The organism is Butyricimonas faecalis (assembly GCF_003991565.1).
In the GTDB taxonomy this organism is placed as follows: domain Bacteria; phylum Bacteroidota; class Bacteroidia; order Bacteroidales; family Marinifilaceae; genus Butyricimonas; species Butyricimonas faecalis.
The window spans coordinates 4,304,530-4,326,900 of the sequence record NZ_CP032819.1 but is presented as its reverse complement, the minus strand read 5'-3'; the positions used below and the strand labels follow the sequence as shown (position 1 = coordinate 4,326,900).

Annotated in this window: 21 protein-coding genes and 1 pseudogene; 11 read left to right on the top strand and 11 right to left on the bottom strand. The window is 41.2% G+C overall.

Annotated features, from left to right (window positions below):
• The first annotated feature begins 191 nt into the window (after positions 1–191).
• From D8S85_RS18500 to D8S85_RS18485, 4 genes and pseudogenes are all read left to right on the top strand, one after another.
• Positions 192–1,736 carry an acyl-CoA carboxylase subunit beta gene (locus D8S85_RS18500; RefSeq protein WP_106481926.1) on the top strand — a complete coding sequence of 515 codons (1,545 nt, stop codon included), beginning with the start codon at positions 192–194 and terminating at the stop codon, positions 1,734–1,736.
• A 17-nt stretch (positions 1,737–1,753) separates the two neighbouring features.
• Complete coding sequence (locus tag D8S85_RS18495) at positions 1,754–2,068, top strand: acetyl-CoA carboxylase biotin carboxyl carrier protein subunit (RefSeq protein ID WP_106481924.1); 315 nt, start codon at positions 1,754–1,756, stop codon at positions 2,066–2,068.
• A gap of 45 nt (positions 2,069–2,113) precedes the next feature.
• Positions 2,114–3,034, top strand: a complete 921-nt coding sequence (locus D8S85_RS18490) for an ABC transporter ATP-binding protein (protein ID WP_106481923.1) — start codon at positions 2,114–2,116, stop codon at positions 3,032–3,034.
• Positions 3,035–3,165: 131 nt separating this feature from the next.
• A pseudogene (locus D8S85_RS18485) lies at positions 3,166–4,505 on the top strand (ABC transporter permease).
• Between the two features lie 46 nt (positions 4,506–4,551).
• On the opposite strand, the gene D8S85_RS18480 reads toward D8S85_RS18485, so the two are convergent.
• From D8S85_RS18480 to gcvT, 4 genes are all read right to left on the bottom strand, one after another.
• Positions 4,552–5,802: a DUF1015 domain-containing protein gene (locus D8S85_RS18480; RefSeq protein ID WP_106481919.1), complete on the bottom strand. Its 1,251-nt coding sequence runs from the start codon at positions 5,800–5,802 to the stop codon at positions 4,552–4,554.
• Between the two features lie 91 nt (positions 5,803–5,893).
• Positions 5,894–6,811, bottom strand: coding sequence for a 3-phosphoglycerate dehydrogenase (locus D8S85_RS18475; RefSeq protein ID WP_106625173.1), 918 nt, complete (start codon positions 6,809–6,811; stop codon positions 5,894–5,896).
• A gap of 103 nt (positions 6,812–6,914) precedes the next feature.
• Positions 6,915–7,988, bottom strand: coding sequence for a 3-phosphoserine/phosphohydroxythreonine transaminase (gene serC, locus D8S85_RS18470; protein ID WP_106481917.1), 1,074 nt, complete (start codon positions 7,986–7,988; stop codon positions 6,915–6,917).
• Between the two features lie 225 nt (positions 7,989–8,213).
• Positions 8,214–9,311, bottom strand: a complete 1,098-nt coding sequence (gene gcvT / locus D8S85_RS18465) for a glycine cleavage system aminomethyltransferase GcvT (RefSeq protein WP_106481915.1) — start codon at positions 9,309–9,311, stop codon at positions 8,214–8,216.
• A 239-nt stretch (positions 9,312–9,550) separates the two neighbouring features.
• Between gcvT and D8S85_RS18460 the strand changes: the two genes are divergently transcribed.
• Entirely contained in the window at positions 9,551–9,895 is a 345-nt protein-coding gene (locus tag D8S85_RS18460) for an STAS domain-containing protein (protein ID WP_106481913.1), read from the top strand.
• Positions 9,896–9,943: 48 nt separating this feature from the next.
• On the opposite strand, the gene D8S85_RS18455 is transcribed toward D8S85_RS18460, so the two are convergent.
• Together D8S85_RS18455 and D8S85_RS18450 are read right to left on the bottom strand one after the other, a co-directional pair.
• Entirely contained in the window at positions 9,944–10,945 is a 1,002-nt protein-coding gene (locus D8S85_RS18455; protein ID WP_106481911.1) for an ornithine carbamoyltransferase, read from the bottom strand.
• A gap of 135 nt (positions 10,946–11,080) precedes the next feature.
• On the bottom strand, positions 11,081–12,049 hold the full coding sequence (locus tag D8S85_RS18450) for a carbamate kinase (RefSeq protein ID WP_106481909.1): 969 nt from the start codon (positions 12,047–12,049) through the stop codon (positions 11,081–11,083).
• Between the two features lie 249 nt (positions 12,050–12,298).
• On the opposite strand from D8S85_RS18450, the gene D8S85_RS18445 reads away from it, so the two are divergent.
• From D8S85_RS18445 to D8S85_RS18420, 6 genes are all read left to right on the top strand, one after another.
• The gene (locus D8S85_RS18445) at positions 12,299–12,610 is read left to right on the top strand and encodes an FtsB family cell division protein (protein ID WP_228423267.1); all 312 of its coding nucleotides are present in this window, start codon (positions 12,299–12,301) and stop codon (positions 12,608–12,610) included.
• A 4-nt stretch (positions 12,611–12,614) separates the two neighbouring features.
• A complete protein-coding gene (gene ruvX / locus D8S85_RS18440; protein WP_106481905.1) occupies positions 12,615–13,040 on the top strand; it encodes a Holliday junction resolvase RuvX in 426 nt (141 codons plus the stop codon).
• Between the two features lie 2 nt (positions 13,041–13,042).
• On the top strand, positions 13,043–13,597 hold the full coding sequence (def, locus tag D8S85_RS18435) for a peptide deformylase (protein ID WP_106481904.1): 555 nt from the start codon (positions 13,043–13,045) through the stop codon (positions 13,595–13,597).
• Positions 13,598–13,679: 82 nt separating this feature from the next.
• Complete coding sequence (locus D8S85_RS18430) at positions 13,680–15,608, top strand: ComEC/Rec2 family competence protein (RefSeq protein ID WP_106481903.1); 1,929 nt, start codon at positions 13,680–13,682, stop codon at positions 15,606–15,608.
• 64 nt (positions 15,609–15,672) lie between these two features.
• Positions 15,673–17,016, top strand: a complete 1,344-nt coding sequence (gene trkA / locus D8S85_RS18425; RefSeq protein WP_106481901.1) for a Trk system potassium transporter TrkA — start codon at positions 15,673–15,675, stop codon at positions 17,014–17,016.
• Complete coding sequence (locus D8S85_RS18420; protein ID WP_106481899.1) at positions 17,013–18,461, top strand: TrkH family potassium uptake protein; 1,449 nt, start codon at positions 17,013–17,015, stop codon at positions 18,459–18,461. Before trkA ends, D8S85_RS18420 begins: the two co-directional genes overlap by 4 nt.
• Positions 18,462–18,555: 94 nt before the next feature.
• Here the strand turns inward: D8S85_RS18420 and D8S85_RS18415 are convergent, their stop codons facing one another.
• The 5 genes from D8S85_RS18415 to D8S85_RS18395 all read right to left on the bottom strand — a co-directional run bounded on the left by D8S85_RS18415 (position 18,556) and on the right by D8S85_RS18395 (position 22,333).
• On the bottom strand, positions 18,556–19,164 hold the full coding sequence (locus tag D8S85_RS18415; RefSeq protein ID WP_106481897.1) for an L-threonylcarbamoyladenylate synthase: 609 nt from the start codon (positions 19,162–19,164) through the stop codon (positions 18,556–18,558).
• Between the two features lie 9 nt (positions 19,165–19,173).
• Positions 19,174–19,830: a fructose-6-phosphate aldolase gene (gene fsa, locus D8S85_RS18410; RefSeq protein ID WP_106481895.1), complete on the bottom strand. Its 657-nt coding sequence runs from the start codon at positions 19,828–19,830 to the stop codon at positions 19,174–19,176.
• Positions 19,831–19,917: 87 nt separating this feature from the next.
• Positions 19,918–21,165 (bottom strand): YeiH family protein, encoded by a 1,248-nt coding sequence (locus tag D8S85_RS18405; protein ID WP_106481894.1) that lies wholly within the window; start codon positions 21,163–21,165, stop codon positions 19,918–19,920.
• Between the two features lie 89 nt (positions 21,166–21,254).
• Positions 21,255–21,635 (bottom strand): SRPBCC domain-containing protein, encoded by a 381-nt coding sequence (locus D8S85_RS18400; protein ID WP_106481892.1) that lies wholly within the window; start codon positions 21,633–21,635, stop codon positions 21,255–21,257.
• A gap of 104 nt (positions 21,636–21,739) precedes the next feature.
• A complete protein-coding gene (locus tag D8S85_RS18395) occupies positions 21,740–22,333 on the bottom strand; it encodes an OmpH family outer membrane protein (RefSeq protein WP_106481890.1) in 594 nt (197 codons plus the stop codon).
• Positions 22,334–22,371 lie beyond the last annotated feature (38 nt).

The following is a 22,371-nucleotide window of genomic DNA, read 5'->3' as shown; positions in this document are numbered from 1 at the left end:
AGCGGAGAGTTACGAGATAGTGTAAATTCACGCGTTGATTATTATTCCATAAAACCTTATCTAATAATATTTTACTTACAACCATTCAAAATAGTGTTTTTTTCTTCATTTCTTTTTCGTAATTTTGCAAATTGGTTGATAGGATCTAACACGAGATAAGACCTGTCATTTACAAATAAAAAATAATATTTATGTCACTTAAAAGAAATGTTCTTGATTTAAGAAAGAGAAAAGAAATTGTTCTTCAAGGAGGTGGCGAGGAGGCGATTAAGAAGCAAGCTGCTATGGGGAAATTGACAGCCCGGGAGCGTATTGAAGCAATTTTGGACAAAGACTCTTTCCATGAGTACGACATGTTCGTTGAGCATCAGTCTAAAGATTTTGATATGGATAAGAAAGTTCTTCATGGTGACGGTGTCATTATCGGTACCGGAACAATTTATGGAGAACCCGTATGTATTTACGCGCAAGATTTCACCGTTGCCGGTGGTTCATTGGGTTTGATGCATGCGCGTAAAATCACCAAAATCATGGACCATGCTTTAAAAATGCGTGTACCTTTAATCGGAATTAACGATTCGGGTGGTGCTCGTATTCAAGAAGGAGTTGACTCACTAGCCGGGTACGGAGAGATCTTCTTCCGTAATACCCAAGCTTCTGGTGTAATCCCTCAATTATCCGTAATCCTCGGTCCTTGTGCAGGTGGAGCCGTATACTCTCCCGCCTTGACGGACTTCGTGTTTGTGGTGGACAACATCTCCAAGATGTTCATTACCGGACCGGAAGTGGTAAAAACGGTATTAGGTGAGGTGGTAACCATGGAAGAACTCGGAGGAGCCAGAGTTCACAGTGAAATCAGCGGTAACGCCCATTTCTTCGCTCATTCAGAGTATGAATGTTTCGAACAGATTAAAAAATTGTTGACCTTCATCCCCTGGAGTAACGAAGCAAAAGCCAAACCGTTCCCTTCCAAACCGCCAAAACCGGAATACAAAATCGAAAAAATTATTCCTTCCGACCCGACCCAACCTTACGATGTACGCGATATTATCCGTGCTGTTGCCGATGATTCGGACTTCCTTGAGGTTCAGCAAGAGTTTGCTAAAAACATCGTTGTCGGATTTGGACGAATTGACGGGGAAACGATCGGATTCGTGGCAAATCAACCTTCGGTTCTTGCCGGAGTACTGGATTGCGACTCTTCAGACAAGGCCGGACGTTTCATACGTTTCTGCGATGCCTTCAATATCCCCATCGTAACCTTCGAGGACATGCCGGGATATTTACCGGGTGTTGAACAAGAGCACATGGGAGTTATCCGTCACGGGGCTAAAGTTCTTTACGCGTATAGCGAGGCCACGGTACCTAAGATCACGGTTATCCTTAGAAAAGCATACGGTGGAGGTTATATCGCCATGAATTCCCGCCATTTGAAGGCCGACTTCATGTTTGCATGGCCGACTGCCGAGATTGCCGTCATGGGACCTGAAGGAGCCGCCAATATTATCTTCAAGAAAGAGATCATGGCTGCCGAGAACCCGAATGAAATGCGTAAAATCAAAGTTGCCGAATATCGTGAAAAATTCGCCAATCCTTACGTGGCCGCTTCTAAAGGTTATATCGATTCCGTGATCGAACCCGAGGAAACCCGAAGGATTTTGAAACACTCTATCGAGGTATCCAGCAACAAGTCGGTATTGACCCCGGCTAAAAAACATGGAATTCCTCCATTTTAAACTAAAATTATACCACGATGAGTACACCAAAATACGATTCATTAGAAATCGACGGCTTGAAATACAAAACCCAACTGACCGATAAATTCATTCATCGGAAACAATGGGAAAAACCCGATCCGGGTGCCGTTATCACCTACATACCGGGTTCTATTATCGATTTGTACGTGAAGGAAGGTCAAGAAGTGAAAGCCGGAGATTTACTTTGCCTTTTGGAAGCCATGAAAATGCACAATAAAATTCAAGCTCCCATAAGCGGTACGGTCACGAAGATCCACGTCAACAAGGGAGATAAACTTCCAAAAGACGCTTTAATGTTTGAAATAAAATAACTTCAAAGGCTGCCGAATCCGGCAGCCTTTGACAAATATCCGATTATGAGTTTCTTTAAAGCCTTGAACATCGTCAAAACCTATGCAAATCACAAGGCATTGGACGATGTGTCGATCAATATCCCGGAAGGAGCCATCTATGGACTACTTGGTCCTAATGGAGCCGGAAAAACCTCCTTAATTCGAATCATTAATCAAATTACAGCCCCTGATTCGGGAGAAATATTTTTCAGAAACGAACATCTGAAACCGTCTGATGTCAACCGGATAGGTTACCTCCCGGAAGAACGAGGGCTCTACAAGAAAATGAAAGTCGGAGAGCAAGCCGTTTATTTAGCTCGCTTGAAAGGAATCAGTAAACACGAAGCGATCATCCGCCTTAAAATGTGGTTCGAGAAATTCGAAATTGAAGCTTGGTGGGATAAAAAAGTGGAAGAGCTATCCAAAGGTATGGCTCAAAAAGTACAATTTATCACTACCGTTCTTCACGAACCGGAATTATTGATTTTCGATGAGCCCTTCAGCGGTTTCGACCCCATCAATGTCGAATTATTAAAACGGGAAATTCTTGAATTACGCAAGAAAGGTACAACGATCATCTTTTCCACTCACAACATGGGATCGGTAGAAGAAATATGTAGCCATATCGCTCTGATTAACAAATCGCGCAAGATTATCGAGGGACCGATCAACCAGATTCGCGAGAAGTATGCCAGCAACACGTACCAACTCAGTTGCCGTTACAACCCGGAGTTTTCACCCGAACAAATTATCGGATCGGAATTCGAGATAGTATCTCAACGTGTCGAAGGAGACCGCCAAGATATTATTTTGCAACAAAACACCTATTGCCCGGCAAATACCCTTTTGTCAAGAGCTCTGCCCCAAACAGACATTATCTCTTATCAAAAGATTATTCCCAGCATGAACGACATCTTTATAAAACTCGTAAAAGAACAAATCTAAATAATTTTAGATTTACGATTTTAGATTTACGATTGATGTTTTAGATTAAAAATAATTATACTAGATTGAAATATTAAAATGACGTTTTCAATACCTCATTTTCCATTTTCAACTTTCAATTTTCAATTAAAATGAACAAGATACTCATTATTATAAACCGGGAGTTTACCACGAGAGTTCGTAAAAAGACCTTTCTTGTTGTTACTATTTTTGTCCCGATCCTATTCGCTTTATTCTACGCCTTCCTGATGTGGATGCTATTGCGAGACGATAGCCAAGAACGCACCATTGCGGTGATCAACGAATCACCGCTAGAAACCCCGCTTCAAAAAATCAATAACACGAGTTTCACGTATATCGATCAAGATGTACCGGAAGCAAACTATATTGACTTTCTGCAAGAGCATGATTATTACGCCATTGCCCGCATACCGGCCGATGTTATAACCCATGCTGAGGTTCCGGTATTCTCCACCTCTCAAGTTCCCATGGAATTGAAGAACGAGATTGCCTCACAATTACGCCAGAAAATAGAGACGGTGAAGCGTGCTGAAGTAATCGCCAAGACCCAAATGCCGGATCTGGAAGCAGAATTGGACGCCACCAAAACACCTGTATTGGTGAGAACGTTACTCGTCACGGATACCGGAGACGCCAAAGAGAGTTCGTCCGAGATCACGTCTATCATCGGACTGGTTGCCGGGCTAATCATCTATTTCTTTATTTTCATGTATGCCTCTCAGGTAATGAAAGGGGTTATCGAGGAAAAAACGAATCGCATTATTGAAGTATTGGTTTCTTCGGTAAAGCCTTTCCAATTTTTGCTGGGAAAGATTATCGGAGTAGCTGCCGTGGGACTCGTGCAATTCTTGATATGGATTGTTTTGGGAGGAGGCATCATTCTGATTTCTCAAGTTATCTTCATGCCCAATCTTGACCTGGAGGCCTTAAAGAACGCCAATGATTTAAATATGTTTGCCCAAGGTACGGAAATTAATCCCGAACAATTGGCTATCATCCAGAATCTGGTAAAAACCATTGACCCGCTGTTTATCTTGAAATTCGTGGGAGCCTTTTTATTCTATTTCATTGGAGGGTATTTATTATACGCATCATTATTTGCAGCCATTGGAGCCGCCGTTGATAATGAAACAGACTCCCAACAATTCATGACTCCCCTGTCAATTATTCTGGTTATTGCACTTTACATCGGTATTGCCGCAATGAAAAGCCCCGAATCCCCCTGGTATTATGGAGTTCTCTCATCCCGTTCACCTCACCGGTGGTCATGCTTGTACGTATCCCGTTCGGTGTTCCGGCATGGGAGATCATCACTTCAATGGGATTGTTAGTCGGTTCTTTCCTTTTCTTCACGTGGTTATCCGGTAAGATTTATAGGGTGGGAATCCTCATGTACGGCAAGAAGGTCACTTGGAAAGAATTATACAAATGGCTTCGCTATAAAGCATAAGAAAAGCGACTCTTTCGAGTCGCTTTTTTATTGGAATCAAATCTTATTAGATTTTGTGGATTACCATTCCTGAACGAAGTTTCGGCTCAAACCAAGTCGTCTTCGGAGGCATGATATTACCGGTATCGGCAATATTGATCAATTGTTCCATAGAAACAGGATATAAAGCGAAAGCCACTTTCATTTCGCCATTATCAACACGACGTTTCAGTTCTCCCAATCCGCGGATACCTCCCACGAAATCAATCCGTTTAGAAGTACGCAAATCTTGAATATCTAAAATGTCAGCCAATACATGCTTAGAAAGGATGGTTACATCCAATACCCCGATCGGGTCATTATCATCGTAACTTCCCGGTTTAGCCGTCAATTTATACCATCTTCCACCTAAATACATACTGAATTCATGTAATTTAGCCGGGTGGTAAATCTCCGTACCCATATCTTCAACCGTGAAGTGTTCTTTCAATTTAGCCAATAATTGCTCTTCGGTTAAACCGTTCAAATCTTTTACCACCCGGTTGTAATCGATGATCTTCAACTGATGATCCGGGAAGTGAACAGCCATGAAGAAGTTATATTCTTCTGTACCATTGTGGTTCGGGTTCTTTGATTTGAACTCGGCACCGATACGAGCAGCAGCAGCGGTTCTGTGGTGTCCGTCAGCAACATACGTGTAAGGAACTTTCGTTGCAAATAATTCCTCCAGACGTTTGTTTGTTTCCGGGCAGTTGATAGCCCAGAAGTGATGACCGAATCCGTCTTCTGCCACAAAATCGTAGTCAGCTTTCTGGTTCTTCACGATATCCTCAACGATAGCATCAATTTCCGGAACAGCTTTGTAAGCAAAGAATACCGGTTCCAAGTTTGCTTTCACGTAACGAGTCAAGATCATACGATCCTCTTCTTTATCCGGACGAGTCAATTCGTGTTTTTTGATAATCCCGTTCATGTAATCCTCGCAGGCAGCGCAACCTACGATACCATATTGAGTTCTTCCGTCCATTGTCTGGGCGTAGATATAGAATTTAGCATCCTTGTCTTGAACCAACCATCCCTTTTCCTGGAACATTTTGAAGTTCTCAACACTCTTGTTATAAACAGTTTCGGAGTGAATATCAGTTCCTGCAGGGCAGTCAATCTCGGCTCTGGTAACATGTAACAATGAACGAGGTTTTCCTGCAGCCATTTGTGCTGCTTCCTCTGAATTCATTACATCGTAAGGTAGACACGCTAACTCCTCACAAATTTCTTGAGACGGTGTACGCAGTCCTTTGAATGGTTTTACTATTGCCATATATAATTTTAGATTTGTGATTTACGATTTATGATATTAAATACATTTCAATCTAAAATCATCAATCGTAAATCTAAAATTTATAACTTGTCTATTTGTTTACTCTGAATTTCTCGTCACCTTTCTCGATGAAGTTCACGATCTGGTGAGCGGCAGCCAATCCGGCGTTAACGTTAGCCTCTTCAGTTTGAGCACCCATCTTTTTCGGGGTAGCGAAGAAACGACCTTCGAATTTGCTGAAACAATCACAATCCGGAGCGATATCCGTGATATAGTGGAAGTCAGCTCTTTCTTCCATCAACTTAGCCAAACCTTCTTCGTCGATCACTTCTTTACGAGCGGTATTTACCAAAACAGCGCCCTTCGGCATGTTTTTCAACAAATCATAGTTAATTGATTTCTTGGTTTGTTCTGTTGCCGGAATGTGCAAAGATACGTACTGACACATTTTGTACATTTCTTCTGCAGAATGTACCGGGGTTGCACCAGCATTCTTAATTTGTTCGTCCGTCATGAACGGGTCGAAAGCGTAAACTTCCATACCGAATCCACGAGCGATACGTCCCACGTTTTGTCCCACGTTTCCGTAAGCATGGATACCGATTTTCTTGCCTTTCAACTCAGAACCTGATTTTCCGTTGAAGAAGTTACGAGCCATGTAAACCATCATACCGAAAGCCAATTCAGCCACAGCATTTGAGTTTTGTCCCGGAGTGTTCATAGCGACTACATTGTGAGCGGTACAAGCAGCCAAGTCGATGTTATCGTATCCGGCACCGGCACGAACGATTACTTTCAATTTTTTAGCTGCCTCGATTACTTCTTTGGTAGCTTTGTCGGAACGGATGATCATAGCGTCAACATCGGCAACAGCAGCGATCAATTCGTCTTGTGAAGCATATTTTTCCAATAAAACTAACTCATATCCTTGAGCTTCTACGATTTCTCTGATTCCGTTAACGGCAACCGGAGCAAACGGTTTATCTGTAGCAATTAATACTTTAGTCATGATAATTACAATTTTAAATGAAAAAAGATTTACGATTTCCGACATCTTTGCTTTCATTTTCATGAAAGAGAAGCATACGTCCGAAATCGTAAATCGTCAATTATTAGATGTGTTTTGCTTCAAATTCTTGCATTGCAGCAACCAAAGCTTTCACGTCTTCGATCGTACAAGCGTTGTAAGTAGAAGCACGGAATCCACCTACTGAACGGTGTCCTTTGATTCCCACGATGTTTTTAGATTTAGCGAAATCAAGGAATTCTTTCTCCAATGATTCATATCCTTCTCTTAACAAGAACGGAATGTTCATTCTTGAACGAGAACCTTCTTTTACAACCGGACGGAACATTTTGCTTCTTTCCAATTCAGCGTAAAGCATATCGGCTCTTTCGATCGCTAATTTTTCCATCGCTTTAACACCGCCCATAGCTTTTACCCATTTCAAGGTTTCTTTTACTCCGAAGATGTTAACGCATGGAGGCGTGTTGTACATGGATTCTTTGTCCACGTGAGTTTTATATCTCAACATTGTCGGGATCATTCTGTCAGCTACCACGTTGTTCAAGAAGTCATTCTTGATGATCACGAAAGTAACACCGGCAGGTCCGAGGTTCTTTTGGCATCCACCGTAGATCATGGCATATTTAGACACGTCAACCGGACGGCTGCAAATGTCAGAAGACATATCTGCAATCAAAGGCACCGGAGAAGTCGGATCATAGAAGATTTCCGTACCGCGGATCGTGTTGTTTGACGTGATGTGCATGTAATCCACGTCTGAAGGAATCGTGAATTCAGGATAATAAGTAAATCCGTCAGCCTCAGAAGAAGCAACGATTTCAACTTCACCCCACATTTTAGCCTCTTTAATAGCTGCAGTTGACCAAGTTCCGGTATTTACATAAGCAGCTTTCGTTTTCAAGAAGTTGAAAGGGATCATGCAGAACTGCATACTAGCACCACCACCCAAGAAAAGAACAGAGTATCCTTCCGGAATATTCAATACTTCTTTGAACAAAGCAACAGCCTCGTCGTAAACAGCTTGAAAATCTGCAGAACGGTGAGACACTTCCATGATTGATTGTCCCGTGTTACCGAACTCTAATACTGCTTTTGATACATTTTCCAATGTAGAATCCGGCAATTTACATGGTCCGGCATTAAAAATGTGTTTTCTCATCTCTAAAATATTTAAGTAGATAATTAATTAAAATCTTGTTTGCAATCGCGTTACAAAGATGCAAAATAAGTCTGTATAAAAGACTTTTTTCCGTAATTTTTATTCGTTTTTCTTAGTAACTAAAAATCAACGTTTTAAATATTTTCGAAAACGTTTTTTCTTTTATATAAAAACGAAGCACCCAGAAGCGGGTGCCTCGTTTATGTCTAGCTTAAAAGCACCCGACTAAAAGAACGGGGTCTTGACAATTTTAGCTTTTAACGCTTTATTTCTTACACGAATGAATATCTCGGTATCCAGTTTGTGGAAACCACTCTTCACGTATCCCGTACCGATAGACTTCCCAGTCCAGGGAGAAACTGTACCGGAGCAAACCACTCCGATCTCATTTCCTTCTGCATCCTCGATCACGTATCCCTGACGAGCAATACCTCTGTCTTGCAGTTCGAACGGTTTCATGTAACGGCTCGGCTTGTCAGCTTTCAATTTTTCATGGTAAGCACGGTTAATAAAATCATTTCCCGGTACGAATTTCGTGATCCAGCCCAAGCCAGCCTCGATCGGAGAGTGGTCGTCATCGATCTCGTGTCCGTACAAGCAGAAACCTGCTTCCAAACGCAAGGTGTCACGAGCCCCCAACCCGGCAGGTTTGATTCCGAATTCAGCCCCGGCTTCAAACACGGCATGCCAAAGTTTCTCGGCATCTTTCACGTATGCATAGATTTCGCAACCACCGGCTCCGGTATATCCGGTTGTAGAGAAGATCACTTTATCGATTCCTGCAAACGGGATCTCTTTGAAGGTATAATATTCCATATCTACCACATTAGCCGTGGTCAATTTTTGCATAGCCTTCAATGCCAAAGGACCTTGAACTGCAAGCTGACAAATATTATCAGAAGCATTTTCCAAATCGGTATCCACGTTCATACCCAATTCTTTCGCCCATTTCGTACACCAAGCCCAGTCTTTTTCGATATTTGCTGCATTTACAACCAACAAATATTTCTCTGCGCTGAAACGATATACCAAAAGGTCATCCACGATACCACCTGTTTCATTCGGGAAACAGCTATATTGCACCTTACCATCCGTAAGGGCAGCCACATCATTAGAAGTAAGCTTCTGTACCAATTCGAAAGCTTTCGGGCCTTTTACCCAAAATTCTCCCATGTGAGAAACATCAAATACACCTACTTTTTCGCGAACCGTGTTGTGTTCGTCTTTAATACCCGTGTATTCAATCGGCATATTGTAGCCGGCAAAAGGAGCCATTCTTGCCCCCAGTTCCTCATGGAAATGTGTAAATGGAGTCGTCTTCATTTTTATATCGTTTAAATATTCATTATATTATAAAGTATAACTATAACACTCCGCAAAGTTAAAACTTTTATTGTTCTTGCCTACCCTTTCTGAAAAAATATTAGCATTTTGGTCTAATCTTCAAAATTAGGGACAAACCACCCGTTAACTTATTTGCAATCTCGGTAAAAATGATTACTTTTGTTCAAAACAACTACAAGTAAATTTACTACATATTAACCCATAGAAACTATTTGAACATGATTCTACAAGTAACTGAACAAAATGGTATCACCATTGTCGAATTCATAAACATGACTCGTTTCACGTTAGCGTCGGCAGACGAAGTGAAAACGGAACTCAGACCTTTGTTAAACAATAAAGATTGTCGGATGCTTTTCGACTTTCATGACATTGAATTTGTAGATAGTAGTGCTATCGGCTGTATTATTGCACTTTTCAAAACAGCGAAAAGTGTTGGCTCTAACTTGAAACTTTGTAACCTTACACCGGAAGTATTAAAAATATTCGAGCTCTTACACCTGCAAGTGATCTTCGACATCACGGGAACGCGTGAAAGCTGCATGGCAGACTACGTGAAATAAAAATAAAGCCGCCTTTTGCGGGCGGCTTATATATAAAGTAACTCAACATTAGTCACCTAACGTAGCAACCATCACGGCTTTGATCGTGTGCATACGGTTTTCAGCCTCATCGAACACGATTGAATTTTCTGATTCAAATACATCCTCGGTTACTTCCAATCCATTCATACCGAATTGTTTGTAAACGTCACGACCTACTTGAGTTTCCAAGTTGTGGTATGCCGGCAAGCAGTGCATGAATTTGCATTTTTTGTTTCCAGTCAATTCCATAACTTTAGCGTTAACTTGGTACGGGGTCAATAATTTGATACGCTCTGCCCATACTTCAGCAGGCTCTCCCATGGATACCCACACGTCGGTATACAAGAAATCACAACCTTTCACACCTTCTTCTACATTATCCGTGATGGTAACGGTAGCACCGGTTTCTTCTGCAATAGCCTTGCAAGTCGCAACTAATTCTGCATTCGGTTGCAATTCTTTCGGAGCAACGATACGAACATCCATACCCATTTTAGCTCCACCTACCATCAATGAGTTACCCATGTTGAAACGTGCATCGCCAAGATAAGCGAAAGTTACTTTGTTCAACGGTTTATCGATATGCTCCATCATGGTCAAGAAGTCAGCTAAAATTTGAGTCGGGTGGAATTCATTGGTCAAACCATTCCATACCGGAACCCCAGCGTAACGAGCCAATTCTTCAACGATATCCTGTGCAAAACCACGATACTCGATACCGTCAAACATACGTCCCAATACGCGAGCCGTATCAGCCATAGATTCCTTTACTCCAATTTGAGATCCGGAAGGACCCAGATAAGTTACATGTGCACCTTGATCATAAGCGGCAACTTCAAAAGCGCAACGAGTACGGGTTGAAGTTTTTTCGAATATCAAAGCGATATTTTTACCTTTCAAACGAGGTTGCTCGGTTCCGGCATATTTTGCTTTCTTTAAATCAGCAGCCAAGTCCAACATGTATTTGATTTCTTTCGGAGTGAAGTCCAATAACTTCAAAAAGTTTCTGTTTCTCAAATTAAAAGCCATAACTTTATTTATTTTAGATTTATGATTTTAAATTTCAAATTGAAAAAAATGACGAGCATTTTTCTTTTATAAAAACGGTCAAAAGTAATATATCCTAACGAGAATTAAAACCAATTCTTCGTTTTAAATTCTCAATTATCTTCTGTCGTCCTCGTATTCCATTGTAATCTTGGATCCGTATCTCCGGTCTTCCAATTTGGTTGCTTCTGTGATAACGGATTTTTGCCCTCCGGCTTTCACGAAACGCAAGCAAGCCCGGATTTTCGGGGCCATACTACCTTCAGCAAAAGTACCATCTTCCAAATATTTCATCGTGTCGGCATAATCCAAGAACTCCAATATTTGCTGGGTCGGTTTCTTGTAATCCTTATAAATATAAGGTACATCTGTCAAAATATAGAATTCATCCGCTTTTACCCGGGTTCCAACCATGGCAGAAGCCAAATCCTTGTCGATTACCCCTTCGATCGGCTGAATATCACCTTTCTCATCAATATATACCGGAATTCCGCCACCTCCGGTCGTGATCACGATGTTTCCCTCGCGAGCCAAACGTTCAACCAAGTCTGCATTCATGAAATCTTTCGGGTCTGGAGAAGGAACCACTCGACGCCAGCCGCCTTCCACCTTGATCTCTTCTTTGAAGACCCAACCTTTTTCCCGGGCCAGCTTGTCAGCCTCATCTTTCATGTAGATTTTACCCACCCGCTTGGTCGGATTCTGCAAAGCCGGATCGTTCTTGTCAACAATCACCTGTGATACCATGGAGATCACGTTACGTTGCAATCCGTGTTCTTTCAATATATTACGCAAATTGCGTTCAATCATGTACCCAATTTGCCCTTGCGTGAAAGCCACACAAACATCCAATGGCATCGCCGCATTGTCATATTTTTCAACTCCTGCAGCATTATCCATCAAAACATTTCCGACTTGAGGACCGTTCCCGTGGGAAATGATCAGATTATATCCTTCTTTTATTAAATATACCAAATTTTCCAAGGTGTCGATGGTATTGGCATTTTGCTCTTCAATAGTACCTTTTTGATTCCCTCTTAAAAGAGCATTACCTCCCAACGCAATAACTGCTAATTTTTTTTCCATTACTCGTATTTATTTATTATTTTCTTTTCTGTTCGAAAAATTCTGTGTCCACAAAGCTAGCGAAATTAGTTATACAAAAAATAGGTAAAATTCTTTTTTATCAAAAGACAAAATATTGGAAATCAATTAGCTGTATAAATATTCTCCCCATTTTTATAAATATGCAGCGTAAAAACGAGACTTTTGCCCGTTCGGAAAAAATTTATCATTTATTTCTCTTAACCATCTCTTTTTTTGTACCTTTGCGAGATGCAAAACGAAAACAAACCATTATCGAGAAATTTGTTCCAGCGATTTGCAAACAAATACACTTTCGTGGGGTTGCTATTTGTTATCTGGATCGCTCTATTCGATAAATACAGTTTTATCGACCGGCTACAGTTATGTTCAAAGATCAACCAGTTGGAGAACGAGCAAAAGTATTACCGGGAAAAGATAGAAGAGGACAAACGGAAGAAAGAGGAATTGTTGGGGAACCGGGATAACTTGGAAAAGTTCGCGAGAGAGCAGTATTTAATGAAGAAGGAAAACGAGGATATTTTTATCATTGTAAAGGAATAATCAATTGGGAAGAATTATTGCTATTGATTACGGAAAAAAGAGGGTGGGTATTGCCGTTACCGATCCATGCCAAATTATTGCCAACAGTCTAACCACGGTCAGATCGCACGAGGTTTTACAATTTTTGTCGGACTATTGCTCGAAAGAGAAAGTAGATTTGATTGTCGTGGGACATCCCAAGCAGATGGACAACATGGATTCGGAAAGCATGACTTATATCAAACCTTTCCTTACCGCACTCGGTCGCAAACTTCCTGATATTCCAGTTGTTATGTACGACGAACGTTTCACCTCTGTACTGGCTCACAAAGCCATGATCGAGGGAGGAGCAAAAAAGAAACAACGTCAAGACAAGGCTATAATCGATGCTATTAGTGCAACAATTATATTACAGTCATATATGGAATCACAAAGAAATTTGAATATTTAAAAATGCTTTTACCTATTTACATTTATGGACATCCGGTTCTTCGGAAAGTTTCCGAAGATATTACCCCGGAATACGCGGGGTTGAGTAAATTACTCGATGATATGTGGCAAACCATGTACGAATCAGATGGCGTCGGCCTGGCAGCCCCGCAGATTGGAAAAAACATTCGTGTTTTCGTGGTTGACGGTTCCCCGTTCGAGGAGTTGGATCCGGACTGCAAGGATTTTAAAAAAGCTTTTATCAACGCACATATTTTAGAGCGCTCGGGAGATGACGTACCTTTCAATGAAGGCTGTTTAAGCATTCCCGGCATCCACGAAGATGTTATGCGAAAAGACCGGATAAAAATTGCTTACCGGGATGAAAACTGGGTGGAACACGTGGAAGAATTCTCTGGCCCCCGTGCCCGCATTATCCAGCATGAGTATGATCATCTGGACGGAATCGTGTTCATAGATCACCTGTCAGCATTGAAAAAACGTTTACTCAAAGGAAAACTAAATAACATCAGTGCCGGGAAATTCAAACAAAATTACCGGGTTGTTTTACCCAAGTAAATCAGAATAATTTAAAATGTAGCATGTAGAATAGTATTCTATACCTACATTTTAAATTCTACATTTTAAATTCTACACTAGTTTGCATTCCATTTACTGGCATAGATTTCCTTTTTTATTTCTCGCGATCCCGCTGATCTTGGGAATTACTGTCAGTCAATATTTATCAAACTTTCTTTCAGCGTCCATCCTCGGTGTCATTATTACATCTTTCTCCCTGCTTTTCATTATCCGGAAAGTACGTTCCGGTCTTCCGTTTGTACTGCTCTCGTTTACCGGACTTTTTTTCACGGGGGTATATCTATCGGGGACCAAGACTCCTGCAATCATTCCAGGAGAAACGTACCAATTGGCGGGGCGTTGCGAGCAAATTCTTTCCCCCGGAAAGATCGTTGTTTCCTCTCCCCATTTATGCACGTATCTAAAAATTCCGGACTCTACGGAGATCTCGGTAGGAGATTCCCTCTCCGGTCTGATAAGATTATACCCTTTACAAACCTCACACAACCGTCATGATTTCAATTACGACAATTACTTACAACACCAAGGCATACAGGCAAAAGGTTTTCCGGCAGGCGAAATCCACAAAACCGGACACTCGCAAGATCTTTATTCCGTGTGTCACACAATTCGGAATAACCTGGCAACTAAGCTACAACGGGTGATTCCGGATAGTGCAACTTACAAGTTATTAGCAGCTCTTTGCCTAGGGTGTCGACAAGAAATCACTCCCGATACGAAAGAATTGTTCCAGAACACGGGAACGATTCACATTCTTGCCATATCGGGATTACATATCGGAGCGATCTTCGCTTTTTTCTTGGGGCTATTCAGGTTATTCCATTTCAAAAGTAAAAAGTTCCGATTGATTTTGATCCCGCTAATATGGTTCACCGTCTGCATCACCGGCCTCTCTCCCTCCGCTTGCAGAGCAGCAACCATCCTAAGTTTTATTACCATTGGAGAGGTATTCAGACAAGAAACCATACCCTTGAATGCCATTGCCGCCGCTGCTTTTTTTTCACTTCTCATCAACCCGGAATTACTTTATTCGGTCAGTTTCCAAATGTCGTACGCGGCTTACACCGGAATCATTCTAATTTACCCGTTGATGCAAATCAAAAAGATGCACAAGTATCTTCGCCCCTTGTACACGCTACTTTGCATCAGTTTTTCGGCACAAGTCATGACACTCCCCATCATGGCTTACTATTTCCACACCATCAGTTTGAACAGTATTTTCATAAATCTTATCGCGGTGCCTGCAGCTTCTTTTCTTTTATACGGGGGAATTATCTTACTCGCATTGCCAGGATTTATCAGTTTTTACTTATCCTATATTATCATAGGTCTTACACGCCTGTTCATTTTCAGTCTGCAACAATTTTCCAAAGTCGTGATAAATTTACCGGATTTATACCCGACGACGACTCACGTCATCCTATTTTACCTCCTCATCATCCTTGCCATCATTTATTTCATCACGAGAAAACGTCACGTCCTTACATTTATCTGTTGTAGCCTGAGTATCTTGCTCGTTTTTCATTGCTGTTTCATATATTATATCCAAAACCATCAGGAAATCGTGATTTGCAATCTCTATAAGCATTCAACTATTTTATTGAATTACAAAGGCTACTACACTTATCTCAAAACCTCGGATGTCGATGCTCGTTTGTCCACTTACATCACGGCCAATCATCTACAAGCTTTACCCTCCCACGAGGCTTTTGTCGGACAACAAATAAAATTTATCCGGAACCACCTGTCGTCTCCTCGATATTCAATATCAATAGTGGACCACGCTTACCCTACATTTTCGAACGAAGACATCGTCATCATTACCGAAAATATTTACCCGCCCAATTCCCCCGAATTTCACCCACGACAAATCATCATGGACAATTCAAACACAAGTTTTTGCACAAAAGCCTGGCAAAAGTTCTGTCTCAAGAATCAGATCCCGTTTTTCAAGACAAACGAAGTCGGAACAATTATCTTGAAAATATAGGTAATTTTTTATGGAATTCGAATTATAATGCTTTATTTTGCTCGTTAATTAACACCTAACTAAAATGAACATCGTCATAGCGGGAGCAGGAGAAGTGGGGACACATCTCGCAAATATGCTTAGCAAGCAAGAACATAATATCATGTTGATCGACAGCGATGAAGAAAAGCTGGAAGCATTAGGTAATCAACTAGATGTCATGTCAATCGTGGGATCTTGTACCTCAATTGGTGCATTGAAAGATGCAGGAGTACATAAATGTGATTTGTTTATTGCAGTAAATCACCAAGAAGACCAAAATATCAACTCAGCAATCTTGGCAAAAAAACTCGGAGCCAAACAAACCATTGCCCGGGTAAATAATAGCGAGTACCTGGAAGATGAGAATAAAGAATACCTGAAAATGATCGGTATTGATTCGCTGATTTACCCGGAACGATTGGCCGCGGAAGAAATCGTAGCCTCCTTGAAACAGAGTGGTTCAAGGCAGTTGCACGAATTCTCGGATGGTCGCCTGCAACTACTGGGAATCAAGCTCTGGGAGAATGCTCCGGTACTCAACTTGACCTTGATAAAAATGGCAGAACGCTACGGAGCCCAACATTTCCGCGTTGTAGCCATCAAACGAGCTGATCACACAATCATACCGAGAGGGAATGATTCTTTCCGCTATGGAGACCTGGTGTTTATTGTAACAAAGCCTTTTTATGTCCCCAATGTATTCGCTCTTTGTGGCAAATCGCAATATGAGATTAAGAATGTTGTTATCGTGGGAGGCTCCCGTATCGGTATTAAAACAGCTTCTCTATTAGAGAAGAATTACAACGTAAAGATTATCGAAAAAGACCGGGAGAAATGTATTCTCATTGCCGACAAATTGAAATCCTCGCTGGTAATCAATGGTGACGGAAGAGATTTGGCCTTATTACGAGAAGAAGGGATAAAAAATACTGACGCTTTTATCAGTGTAACCCACTCATCTGAAACCAACATTCTTTCATGCTTGCTAGCAAAAAAACTCGGGGTAAAAAAGAGCGTGGCAGAGGTCGAGAATATCGACTATATCGATTTGGCTGAAAACATCGGCATTGGAACTCTCGTGAACACGAAATTGATTGCCGCCTCTCATATTTATCGTTACACGATGAACGTGGACGTAAAGCATTTGAAATTCCTCACCTTCTCGGAAGCCGAGGTGTTCGAGGTCACGGCAGAATTGGGTTCCAAGATTACCCGTAAAACTTTGGCAGACATGAATTTCCCAGAGAACGCAACGGTCGGGGGTGTTATCCGCAACGGGGATGCCATTATCGCTAAAGGAGACGTGCAAATCGAGGCCGGAGACAAAGTTGTTATTTTCGCCTTACCCAGTGCCGTGAAAAAAGTAATCAAATTATTTCAGAAATGATTAACTTTAGGTTTATTACCAACATTATAGGAAAACTTTTATTTGTAGAAAGTGCTTTCCTGATCCTATGTATTATCGTAGCCTTGATATACGGGGAGAATGATCTCATGGCTTTTATTTACTCCTCGATCATCACGCTGGGAGTCGGGAGTCTCATGACATTTACCGTGAAAGTCAAAGACCGGGTACTTGCCAAAAAAGACGGTTATTTTATTGTAACCTGCACGTGGATTATCTTCACCATCTTCGGTTGCTTACCTTACTTGTTCGGAGGTACAATTCCATCGGTTGTTGACGCCATATTCGAAACCATGTCCGGTTTCACGACAACAGGTTCCTCGGTGATAGACAATGTCGAGACCTTACCTCATGCCACGCTATTCTGGCGTTCCCTGACCCAATGGATGGGTGGTATGGGTATCATCGTGTTACTTTTAGCTATCCTTCCCGGCTTGGGAATCGAGGGACGCGATCTTTTCGTGGCCGAAGTGCCAGGTCCAACACATGACAAATTTACGGCAACCTTCAGATCTACGGCCCGGCGTATGTGGTACCTCTATATTTCACTAACAGCAGCTCAAGTCATTTTACTTCTATTAGGGGATATGGATCTTTTTGATGCCATCTGTCACTCGTTCACAACAATGGCTACCGGTGGATATTCAACCAAACAAGCTAGTATTGCTTATTGGGACTCCGCATATATCCAATACGTGATCATTATATTCATGTTTATTGCCGGAACAAATTTCGGTTTACTTTATGTCATGTTGCACGGTAAACTCCGAAAATTGTTTCATGACGAAGAATTTAAACTATACCTTTACATCACGTTAGGAGCCAGCGCAATCATCGCAATTGTCTTATTCCTGAATGGTTATGCAAACTTAGAGTTAAGCATACGGGAATCTATATTCCAAGTAGTTGCCATTTTAACTACAACAGGATTCGTCACTGCAAACTATCTATTATGGCCACCGCTCACGGGCGCCATCATCTTTGCCCTTCTATTTATCGGGGCGTGTGCCGGTTCTACTTCAGGAGGCTTGAAATGTATTCGACTCAATCTATTATTCAAAAATTCGTTTATCGAGATGAAACGAATTATTCATCCTAACGGAATTATCAATGTCAAGTATAACGGAAAAAGTGTTCATCCCAATATCATGACCGGAGTAATGGGCTTTTTTATCTTGTATATATTCATTTTCGCTATCTCCAGCCTGATCATGTCACTATTTACTCAAGATATAGTCACTGCCTGCAGTGCTGCCATCTCTAGCATGAGTAACGTGGGCCCCGGATTCGGAGGAATCGGACCGATGGATAACTTTGCAAACCTACACGACTTTGCCAAGATATTCTTATCCATTCTGATGATGGTCGGACGCTTGGAGATATTCACGGTTCTTGTTCTATTCAGTAAAATATTCTGGAAAAAGTAATCTACCACAAGACAATTTGATCTCATCAGATCCGCTAAAAAAGAATCCCCAAATCATTGACTTGGGGACTCTTTTTTAATTTTCTACAAGTATTCTATAACTCACCCAAACCTTGTCTAGTAACAATAATCTCATCCCCAGTACAATCAATCACCGTTGAAGGAATATTATTTCCATATCCTCCGTCTATCACCAAATCAACCAGACGATGATATTTCTCGTGAATCAATTCCGGATCTGTGATATATTCCTCGACTTCTCCTTCTGCAACTTTCACCGAAGTGGTCAGCAAAGGCCCCCCCAGTTCTTCGACAATAGCCTGAACAATAAAATTCTTGGGTATTCGAATACCTATTGTTTTACGTCTATTCATCAAAACATTGGGCAACTTACTGGTAGCTGGCAATACAAAAGTATACGGTCCCGGTAAATATTGTTTCATCAACCGGAACTCTTCGTTATTTACCTTTGCATAAGCGGCAATGTTTCCCAGATCCTTACAGATCATCGAGAAATTTGCTTTTTCCGCTTTCACGCCACGAATAGCCGCAACCCGTTGAACGGCTTTCACGCTATTTATATCACACCCGATCGCATAAATCGTGTCGGTCGGGTAAATGATAACACCACCATTACGCAAGAGCTCAACGATCTTTCGAATCTCCCGATCATTGGGATTGTCCTCGAATAAACGTACAAGCATGATCGTAAATTATGAATTCACTTTCTTGTGATCAGCCAGGAACGTAGCCAGGCCTGAATCCGTTAGCGGGTGTTTTAACAAACCTTTGATCGCACTCAACGGGCACGTTGCAACGTCTGCCCCGGCCTCAATACATTGAATGATATGTTGCGTGTGGCGAATGGATGCAGCCAATACTTGCGTGTTGAAGCCATAGTAAGCATACATATCCACGATCTTTTCCACCAACTCGATTCCATCACTACTGATGTCATCCAAACGTCCCACGAAAGGAGACACGTAAGTAGCACCGGCCTTAGCAGCCAACAAAGCTTGTCCCGGAGAGAAGACCAACGTACAATTCGTACGAATCCCCTTGTTGGTAAAATATTTGATTGCCTTAATACCATCGGCAATACAAGGCACTTTTACCACGATATTCGGGTGTAATGCGGCTAATTCCTCTCCTTCTTTGATCATGCCTTCGTAATCCGTTGCGATTACCTCTGCACTTACATCTCCATCCACGATATTGCAAATCTCAACGTAATGTTTTTTACAATTCTCGTCACCTTTAATACCCTCTTTTGCCATTAAAGACGGGTTGGTGGTTACACCGTCCAACACTCCAAGATCATTTGCCTCGCGAATCTGGTCAAGATTTGCCGTATCAATAAAAAATTTCATATTCTATTTGGTTTTATTGTTTAACTTCAATATCACGGACAAAATTACAAACAATATCTGTAATCCGATCATATTTAGTTACAAAGTTTACGCTATTAGCCCGAAAAGTATCCAAGCAACAAGTAAAGTAAATACCACGTTAAACGCTTGTGCACCTAAAAAAGCATACGTAGAGCGACGATTTTCTGAGGTTATCAAACTCTTGAAATCCGTCTCCAAGCCAATAGACATAAATGCCAAGGCAAACCACATACCCTGAATATTCTTCAAGATCGGTTTAGCATCCGACACAACCTCAGGAGCTACGAAAAATGAAAAAATAAGAGAAGCCGCAACAAATCCCAACACGAATTTCGGGAAGCGTAACCAAATTACTTTCAGTGTCGGTTTCTCTTCTGCTACCTCTTTCTTTGAATAAGACCAATAAATACTGATCAAGAAAGCCGCAACTCCCAACAACACGTTCTGAGAGAACTTCACGATTGTACTTGTCTGCAAGGCCACTTCTCCATATATCGCTCCGGTTGCGGCCACGGCACCAGTCGTATCAATCGTTCCACCGATCCAAGCCCCTGCCATATCCTCAGGTAATCCCATCAACTTAGCCAAACCGGGCATGATCAAAATCATCGGCACAGCCACGACCAATACTAAGGATACCACGTATGACAATTTTGTCTTGTCGCCCTTGATAGCTCCGGCAGTCGCTACTGCAGCTGACACACCACAAATGGACACTGCACTGGAAAGCATCAATGACATTTCTTTGTCAATTTTCATTTTACGACATAACCAAAAGCAGAAATTCCACACGGTAAAGACAACAACACAAGATTGTATCAATCCTAATGCCCCGGCTTTCAACAAATCATCAAAAAGTACGGTTGTTCCAAGTAACACCAAACCGATCTTCACGAAAAGTTCAGAAGAAAGAGACTCCTTCAACCACTTGGGAATAGAAAATATATTACTAATGAAAAGTCCTATCAACAAACTAAATATCACGGTTTCAAATCCCCAATCCTTCAGGAATTTATTCCCACCGACAACCATAGCCAAAAGTGTGAGGAAAAACACGACCGGAAAACTTGCAGCAATCATTTTCAATTTCTTGCCCGTTAATAACCCGGCAATCAAGGCCATCAAGAACATAAAACAGAAAACAATCAAGGCATGTCCCACGTTATCCAACGTAAAAACCTTATTCATCAAAACATCAGCATTCGGCCAACTGAAAGAAGGCCAATGAGGTTTCAACTGAAATACTACTAAAAGAATTATAAACCACCCCACGATCGTAGAGGTCCAATCTTCGGAAATCTTTAACTTGCTCATCTGGAAATTTATTAATTTAGTGAATAATTTCTGTGGCAAAGTTAGTACCGGAAATCAAAAAAATAATCCGTATTTTTACTAATTCTGAATTAGTACATTTCCAATAGCCCTTTAATAGAGCCCAGGTAATACTCTTTCCAACCTTCAACGATCTCCTCGAAGACCTCATCCGGAATATTTGTATGTTCTAATTCTACACGAGTTCGGGGACCGTCTTTTTTCAATTTAATGGTCACAATAGAACGTTGATCCGTCTCCCCGAAGAACCATTCCTGTACAAGCAAACGATTGGGCTTTACCTCCAGGTTCACGCCACAAATATCTCCCTCCCATAAAGAAAACACGAAACCCTCCTCCGCTTTCATTTCCGCGGGGTATCCACTCCAGAGTTCGATTTGAAAAGGATTCGTCAATGCCGTAAAGACTTCCTCCGGATCAGCCGTAATATCAATTGTGTATTTAAAATTCATGTATAATAATAGACTTTATGAACTTTCAGAACCGGAGGTTCAACCCTATAGATCTTACAAATAAAAAGTGTGATAAAAGTTATTTTATCACACTTCATTATTATTTATTTTTTCGCGTATTGTTCATTTAGTTGACTTACCACCTCATTGGTAATATCAAATCCCTCTTGTGCGAAAAGCACGTTACCACCTAACGTCGTGCTCAGTATTAATTGGAACCCTTTCGCTTTATTATACTCCGTCAAGAAATTCGTGATTGCATCATACAATTTCCGATTTATTTCCATCTGCTCGCGTTGAGCATTCTCGGTCATTTCCTGTTGCAATTTCTGCAAATTTTGTTGTTTGATCATCAAATCCATTTGGGCTTGTTCGGCTCTTTCGCGAGTCATAAAACCGTTGTTTTCCACTTTATTCCGGAACTCTGCAGCCTCACGATCGAAGTTCTTCACTTTTATGTTCAACTCTGTCCGATTTGCTTCCAATTTTTTCAAAAATGCTTCATTCAATTCTCTAGATTGAGTATAATTGTTAAGCAACGTATCCATGTTAATGTAGACTATTTTTGCATCCGCATTCACAGTTGCAGTTCCGCCTTGATTGCTCGTACTTTTACCATTTCCACTGAAATGCAAAATATACAAAACTATCACAGCAATCAACAATAACACATTTAATCCTATCGACAAATTCTTCATAAAATGTAACTTTGTTATTAATAAATCGATTTTTTGAA